The sequence below is a fragment of the Clostridium sp. AM25-23AC genome (assembly GCF_003435125.1).
In the GTDB taxonomy this organism is placed as follows: Bacteria; Bacillota; Clostridia; order Lachnospirales; family Lachnospiraceae; genus Pilosibacter; species Pilosibacter fragilis.
The window spans coordinates 1-2,102 of sequence record NZ_QWGI01000080.1; the positions used below are offsets into that span (position 1 = coordinate 1).

Genomic DNA, 2,102 nt, shown 5'->3' on the forward strand with positions numbered 1-2,102 from the left:
CTTGCCGGGGCAAAATCAAGCCTGTTCTATCAGGCGTTTCGTATCATACAGGAAATGAGGGATGCTACTGATAACCTATATCCAGCTATCGCTGTTTGGGAAAACGTCATGGGAGCGTTTTCTACAAATGACCGGATGGACTTTAGAGCCGTCCTATCCGCCTTCTCGGACACCGAAGTTCCAATGCCTCCTTCGGGAAGATGGGGAAACGCCGGAATGGTGCGAGGGGGAACACCTGATGTGTGCTGGCGGCTCATGGACGCCCAGTATTGGGCAGGCTCCCGAAGGCTGGCACGAAGGCAGCGGATTTTCGTCGTGGCGGATTTTGGAGGCAGACGTGCCGCAGACATACTATTTAAGCCCCGTCCAATGCTCCCACTTCCTCCGCCTTGCGGAGAGGGCGGGCGGACCGCCGCCGAAGGAGATCGAACAGCTTCTTTTGAAACAGGGCGGCAGATACCAGTCACCCACCCCTTTCAGTGCTTCCGTATGCGGGGAGCGGCAAAAAGGCAGGAAGAAACGGCCTTCCGAAACAGCTTCGGATTACCAACTGACCCTTTTCCCACTCTTTTAGCCAGTGATGTAACGCCCTTTGCCTTCTGGTATGAGGGCGACCCGAAGGGCGGCTGTATCCGTTTTCTGACGGAAACGGAAAGCGAACGGCTGATGGGGCTGCCGGAGGGCTGGACAAAGTACGGGGCGGACGGCATGGAGATCCGGCCTCTGCAACGCTACAAGGCGCTGGGAAATGCGATTGCCCTCCCTTGCGCCGATTACATTATGGCCGGGATTTATGAGGTGCTGGCTGACCGGGCCGGAAAGGAGGAATGAGCCCATGTTTGAAGCCTATATAACCAATACAGCCCTGTACCCCTTAATGGGGATCGAGGTAGGGACAACGGTACATTTCCCCATGACGACACAGGAGTTGCAGGCCGCCCTTGCCAAAATCGGGATAGACGGGAAACGGTACAGCGAAGTGTTCTTTACCAGCTTTGACAGCGATGTGCTGGGGCTCTACGATCATCTCTACGAATGTGAGAACATCGACGAGCTGAACGAGCTGGGCCACGCCCTGCTGGAAGTACGGGATAAGGGCGGACTGGAAACCTTTGAAGCCGCTCTTGTCTTGGGAAACCACACAAGGAGCGTGAAGGATTTGATAAACCTGACGCAGAACCTTGACCTTTACCGCTTTTACCCGGATATTTCCGATGATGAAGGGCTGGGCCGTCTTTACGCCGACGAGCTTGGGACTATCGACATACCGGAGCACATTCAGAACTACTTCGATTATGAGGCATACGGGCGGGATGTGCGTATCAACGAGGGCGGCGTATTCGCTCCCGGTGGGTATGTGTCGGCAGTCCCGGAGGGCTTCAAGGAGTATTACCACGGGCCGCAGGACATTCCGCCGGAACACCGGATATTTGCCTATCCTGAAAAGGCCGAGCCTGTCCACTCCATTCTCGCTACACTCAAACGGTTTCAAGAAGCCCCACCCGCTCCGAAAAAGGACAAGGCGGGGCCTTCCCATGAAGAACGGTAAGACTTCGGGCCAGCATGGCCCGAAGCATAAAGGAGGTGCATACCATCAACTATTACCCTATCAATGAAGGAGCCGCCCGCCGGGCAAAAGAAATGAACAGCTTTTCCGACTACAAGGAAGGGAGCGCAACGGCGGAATACCGGGCAATGGTGGACAAGGCCGCCGCCATAGCGGAAAAGCAGAAATCCCGGGTGGACCCCATGTACCATGAGAAGATCGACCATCTGTTAGACACCTACGCCCGCAAGCTGGCCGAAAACATGAACCAGGGCTTTGCCATTGACGCGAGGGTTCCCTCTGTGCTGATCGCCGGGCCTTCCAATTTCCCGGTGGGAAAGAAGGAAAAACAGAACCGGGCGCGGGACAGCAACATGGAGGAATGGCGACATATTCAAGGGCTGCTGGATAAGATACGCAGCACCGGCATGGGCGGGATCAGCGCCGATGACCCGGCAGCGATTGAAAAGCTCCAGAAGAAGCTGGACGGGCTGGAACGCTCCCAGCTCATTATGAAGGAGGTCAACGCCTATTACCGCAAGCATGGCAAGCTGGA

Annotated in this window: 2 protein-coding genes and 1 pseudogene; all 3 read left to right on the forward strand. The window is 55.9% G+C overall.

The features are described 5' to 3' along the window. On the forward strand, positions 1 to 831 hold an 831-nt coding region (locus tag DW677_RS17885; protein WP_147324991.1), incomplete at its 5' end, for a DNA cytosine methyltransferase. Positions 832 to 835: 4 nt separating this feature from the next. Next, positions 836 to 1,549 (forward strand): antirestriction protein ArdA, encoded by a 714-nt coding sequence (locus DW677_RS17890; RefSeq protein WP_117567937.1) that lies wholly within the window; start codon positions 836 to 838, stop codon positions 1,547 to 1,549. A 14-nt stretch (positions 1,550 to 1,563) separates the two neighbouring features. Further along, positions 1,564 to 2,102, forward strand: a pseudogene (locus DW677_RS17895) (hypothetical protein); the annotation flags it as partial.